Source organism: Pseudomonas amygdali, from assembly GCF_002699855.1.
Classification (GTDB): domain Bacteria; phylum Pseudomonadota; class Gammaproteobacteria; order Pseudomonadales; family Pseudomonadaceae; genus Aquipseudomonas; species Aquipseudomonas amygdali.
Genome location: NZ_LKBW01000125.1, coordinates 1 through 4,712, shown reverse-complemented (window position 1 = coordinate 4,712; position 4,712 = coordinate 1). Strand labels below are relative to the sequence as shown.

4 protein-coding genes and 1 pseudogene are annotated in these 4,712 nt (G+C 49.2%); 2 read left to right on the top strand and 3 right to left on the bottom strand.

Annotated features, from left to right (window positions below):
• Positions 1 to 95: 95 nt before the first annotated feature.
• Positions 96 to 302: pseudogene (locus tag AO277_RS29090) on the top strand (NAD(P)-dependent alcohol dehydrogenase); the annotation flags it as partial.
• A 96-nt stretch (positions 303 to 398) separates the two neighbouring features.
• Positions 399 to 791, top strand: coding sequence for a nuclear transport factor 2 family protein (locus AO277_RS11185; RefSeq protein WP_044320066.1), 393 nt, complete (start codon positions 399 to 401; stop codon positions 789 to 791).
• Between the two features lie 274 nt (positions 792 to 1,065).
• Here the strand turns inward: AO277_RS11185 and AO277_RS28485 are convergent, their stop codons facing one another.
• The 3 genes from AO277_RS28485 to AO277_RS29080 all read right to left on the bottom strand — a co-directional run bounded on the left by AO277_RS28485 (position 1,066) and on the right by AO277_RS29080 (position 3,020).
• Positions 1,066 to 1,239, bottom strand: a complete 174-nt coding sequence (locus tag AO277_RS28485; protein WP_161795816.1) for a hypothetical protein — start codon at positions 1,237 to 1,239, stop codon at positions 1,066 to 1,068.
• 478 nt (positions 1,240 to 1,717) lie between these two features.
• Positions 1,718 to 2,323 carry a site-specific integrase gene (locus tag AO277_RS29085; RefSeq protein ID WP_236691308.1) on the bottom strand — a complete coding sequence of 202 codons (606 nt, stop codon included), beginning with the start codon at positions 2,321 to 2,323 and terminating at the stop codon, positions 1,718 to 1,720.
• Positions 2,310 to 3,020, bottom strand: coding sequence for a site-specific integrase (locus tag AO277_RS29080; RefSeq protein ID WP_236691307.1), 711 nt, complete (start codon positions 3,018 to 3,020; stop codon positions 2,310 to 2,312). Before AO277_RS29080 ends, AO277_RS29085 begins: the two co-directional genes overlap by 14 nt.
• Positions 3,021 to 4,712 lie beyond the last annotated feature (1,692 nt).

Below are 4,712 nucleotides of genomic sequence, written 5' to 3'. Positions count from 1 at the left end.
CAACGATCAGATGAAATTTCATAACGGTCAGTCATGATGGCCCTCTTGGCAACCAGAGGACATCATTTTAACCAAGGCGACTTTTCAGACAAACCCTAGTGTTCGGACGCAAAGCTATCGCGGGCTCCTTTATTGGAGGAATCGCTGCGACGCAGCAAATGCTTGAGTTCTGCGCGAAACACGGAGTTGTTTCGGACATTGAGATCATCAACATTGACGAGATCAATGAGGCGTATGAGCGACTGTTCAAAAGCGACGTCAAGTATCGTTTCGTGATCAATATGTCGTCACTCAAGCCATAAACATGGGCATACATCTTCCAGATGCTCGCTTGTGCATCGCGCATAGCGGGCTACCTGATTGACGCAGGATCCATTTGAACATTATCGGAGTAAACCATGTCCACTGAAGAAAATATTGCAATCGCTCGTCGGGTCTATGAATCAAGTAATCTTCCTGCGGTGGCGCATGAGGTGTTTGCCGCTGACATTGTCTGGGACATCACGCCGGGCTTTCCCCTAGGTGGAGTTTACCAAGGCCTCGACAGCACACTGAAAGATTTTTTCGGTCAGTTTAGTCCGCTATTTTCGTCTTGGAACACCGAGGCGCTGGACTATTACGGCGATGACAAGAACCATGTTTTTGTATTTGGCGAATATCACGGCGTCACCAAAGAGGGAAAGAAAGTAGACATCCGTTTCATTCATATTTGGACGGTGAGAGACGGCAAACTCGCCGCGCTCCAGCAGGTTGCTGACAGCTATGTTTTGCAGCACGCGCTTAGAAATTGAGCGAATGTCTGTCACAAGCAAACTGAGGTTAACGTGTTGATGATTTTAGAACCCGCGTGCGGCCGGTTTCAAACCGCGCAACTCATTACGCTATAGCGATATCCCAATTGCTTAATCACCTAAACCGTCGGACCTTGCCGGACTCGGTTTTTAGGCTGCGGCTTCGACTCAGATCGCAAGAGTCGTCCCGTTTCACCGAAATATTGGAAGTGGGCGTCACCTACACGTGCTGCCGCTTCCACCTCAACGACCGGATCCGGGGATGCTTTCCTCACTACTCAACTTTCGGCTCCGCACTCCGGACAGGCCTCTGCGGCAGTGCCGCCTCGTGCAATTGGTCATCAACGGATGATCGAACAACAGCGCCTGAGTCAGGTTGGCTGCGTTGCAGCGGACTGTCGATCACCTGCTGCGCCAGCCGCTCGGTATAATCGGTGGCGAAACGCATCGCAAGCCTCCGCAAGCGGTTATGCCGGGTCATTAGGTTCCGTTAAGCCTTACGTAACTAATCGTGGAGCAATCCTTACCATCAACCGTATGAGCTTTGGTGGAGAGCAACACTTATTACAAACATCAGTTGACCCTTTCCAGGAATAGTTCAAGAAAGGAACTGTCTGCGTCAAGGCCTGACTGTAGCTTTCCGCCTATCATCTTGGCGAAGCTTTCGCCGCAGCAATCAGCTGATAGCGCGCTCATAAACCAGGTTCACGGAAGCAATCAGTTGATAACTCGTTCGGAGATAAGCTTACGGAAGTAATTTGCTAACAATGAGCAGTGCGTAGGTTTGCAAGTTTAGAACGAGGCGGTAAATGGTGAGCAACGCATCAAACGACGCTATCAGCTAATTACGTCACAATTTATGTCCAATATTATCTCCGCTCTCTAGCTACGACTACAAATGATAAGCCAAGCATCAAACCTTTAAATTATCCTCGATCTCGCATGCTGATTCGTTTTATTGAATGAGCGCGTTCTTGATCGTGCGAGTGGTAATAAGTGTTCTGTGTAGTGCTCAGATTGCTGTGTCGGAGATCGAACTGCAAGTCCTTGGCGTTACGAAACGGCGCATCAAAGGTTGCTGACGTATGGCGCAGCCAGTGCGCAGAGGCGGCTCTAAGTGCCTCCATCTCATGGTCAGCCCGCGACTCCGCCCGCATCCGCACGACAGCATTATCAAAAACGGCCTGGAGGAGGGCGCGCACCTGGCGGTCTGATAACCCCGAACGCCCGGTGAGGGTAGTAATCAGCGGTGTTTTTTCGCCTCTCTGCGGTAACCCGGGTAATCCCAAGAAGGTACGGTAACGCGTCAAGTACTGCTCGATATATTCGTCCCTGACAGCAATCTTGCCGACTTTGTCACCTTTACCCACTACGTGAAACCACCAATTACCTTCGGGATCCTGTCTAAAATCCCCCATTGAAGGTCGCCAGCTGGATCGTCCAACGATATCGGAAACCCGCAAGTACATCGCAAACAGCGTCGCTAATAGAAACAGAGTGCGCTCATGACGTTCAGGTTCAAATGAGGCCATTTGCTCTGCAGTGTCCAACACATAGTCCCATTGCAATGGAGTCAAGGCACGGGGGGGGCGCATCCTCCTGTGGCCGCTCGCGGTGCTGATGCTTCTTTTTGATCAGGCGAAATGGGTTTGCTGAGATTTGACCATCTTCGGCTAGGAACTCGAAAAATCGCCCGCAGATGGAGTACACCTGATTTATGGTGCCTGACGTTGCGCTGTAAGGTTCGTCAGCCAAGACTGCAACCGAATGCGTTGATTCATTCAGATGGTGTTTAGCAGTCTTTTGGCTGAACGGCCGCCAGTTAGGGTTGGCCATCAGAGGATTGATAACGGCAGTTTTAGGGTCATCATTGACCATAAAACGTCCACGGATAACCGGCCCAACCCACGATCGCGGCGGGTTCCGGCAAAACTCCAGATAGTCTTCAACGTCTTGGCGTTTGAGCTCATGCAAGGGTTTCTCTCGAACAATCAAGGCCCATAGCAATAACCGCTCAATCTGGGTGCGATACGAGTTAAACGTCTGGCTGTTATCCGAGTATGCCCGTAGAAACAATCGTACAGTGAGATAACCACGCTTTGAATTGAGTGTGTCGGAAAAGCTGGCCAAGTAGTCTCGAACACATGCCACAGCCGACGTATTTTCACTGAAGTCCTGGTCGAGAAAGGACTCATAAGTTTCAAAGAGGGGTTTTGGCGCAATGGACATTACGGATTCACCGGATACTCGGAACAAACCTTGGAAACTTCCAGTTATGGAAGTAACTGGAAGTTAGGGCAGGGTAGCTGCTCGCTTGCTTGCATTTTGGTTTTTTGCATTGTGATTCTCTGCATTTTGATCGTGTGCATTTCGTGCATCCCCCTTGCCCAATTCGTTGGCGATGCCCGATGGTAGCCTCCAGCTGGCGCTGTTGCAACTACCTCTACTCGGTATTAAAAGTTTAGCGGCAAGCTTGACAAAGGCTTGCGGCATAAACTAATAGAAGCGCGCTATGGTTTTCCACCTATTTCGTCGATTCGCGTTTTTATGAGAGGTGCGTAGGTGTTAGTTGCTTTAATCGTATATTGCCAAGGTGTTCTTCTGGGATTTCTTCGTGTGGCCGGCTGGTGGCTTTATTACCCTTAATAAGGATATTGCCAATTAATGCCAATGCTTGGGTTTTANGGTTTACTGCGGTTTTTCCATTTAAATCTTTGAATGGAAAAACCCTCTGGAATGTCCACTCGTTTCTTTGAAAATCCTATGGTGCCGGGTTTTATTGCTTTCATGGCTTTTCTGAGCGAATTCGCAACTGGAATTTCCACTCGTTGTTTTATCAGGAAACGTCGTGATCCGATGATGCTTCAGCCCGTGACCATGCATCTCAGGAGCCGCCGGGTACCGTGTTGGGGCAGTACGGTAGAACCGAATTAGAGACTGTTAGCCTGGCCAGGGCTAGGGATTACGGGGGCTTCAAGGTGTTGGCGGTTCTCAGCAGCCTCGGTTTACGGGTTTCTATCGATATTGGTTTGGGCGTCATACCACCCGCAGCAAGGCTGTGTTTTCGTGGATTTTCCACTGGTTTCGTCTTGGGAAACGATGGTGCGGAATGTCCACTCAATTCCTCAAAAAGCCCTGGAGCCCTTGTTCTGTAAGAGGTTCGAGGTGGTCGACAATGTATCCCCTGAAATATGATTCCACTGATTTCTCCTTAGGCGTGGAGCTGTTCCGTTTAGACGTGGATTTTTAAAATCTATACAGATCAATGAGTTATGGATTTATGAATCGGAGAGGTTTCCACTCATATCGTCAAAAAGCTGCGTCGAACTGGGATGCCTAGTGAGCTAGAGCCCAATAGAATCAAAGGGGTTGGGAAGATAAAGAAGGGCTTTCCACTCAAATCGCGATTGGCGCAGTAGAGCTTGGAAATGGAGACCATGGCGCGTGGATCTTAGGTTGCTGGTAGCAGTTACAAATAGATATAATTTAACATAATATACATTATGCGTACCTCTGGAATCCATGCCGGCGTCGGTGTACAGTCCTTTTAATCACTAAAAAGCATAACTAAACTAAATTACAGTTTAGTCGAGTTATATGACTCTTGAGCCAGGCTACGGTCACGCTCAACACACTGAACACATTTTACACGCCATTTGATAAGCCCCCTAAGAGCACCACGGGTCTTTTGCGGATGACCCTCACCTGCAGGTGTCCAACGCATACAGGACAGGCAATGACCGGGAAATTTATTCGTCATTTGATAGTCCTCTGCGTGCGACTGGTATCAGGAATGATGTTAAAACGTGAAACCTTTTGTGGTTGCGCGCTCTGGTCCACCGCTGCGAGCCCTCTGAACCGCCCCGGGTTTCTCGGAGACTCCAACCTTTGAGAGGATGGAGCGATGAAAAAACTACCGAA

What these genes read in the sequence shown, in the direction of transcription:
- AO277_RS11185 (WP_044320066.1), top strand. Translation starts at nt 399, where the DNA reads ATGTCCACTGAAGAAAATATTGCAATCGCTCGTCGGGTCTATGAATCA.
- AO277_RS28485 (WP_161795816.1), bottom strand. Translation starts at nt 1,239, where the DNA reads ATGCGTTTCGCCACCGATTATACCGAGCGGCTGGCGCAGCAGGTGATC.
- AO277_RS29085 (WP_236691308.1), bottom strand. Translation starts at nt 2,323, where the DNA reads ATGGCCTCATTTGAACCTGAACGTCATGAGCGCACTCTGTTTCTATTA.
- AO277_RS29080 (WP_236691307.1), bottom strand. Translation starts at nt 3,020, where the DNA reads ATGTCCATTGCGCCAAAACCCCTCTTTGAAACTTATGAGTCCTTTCTC.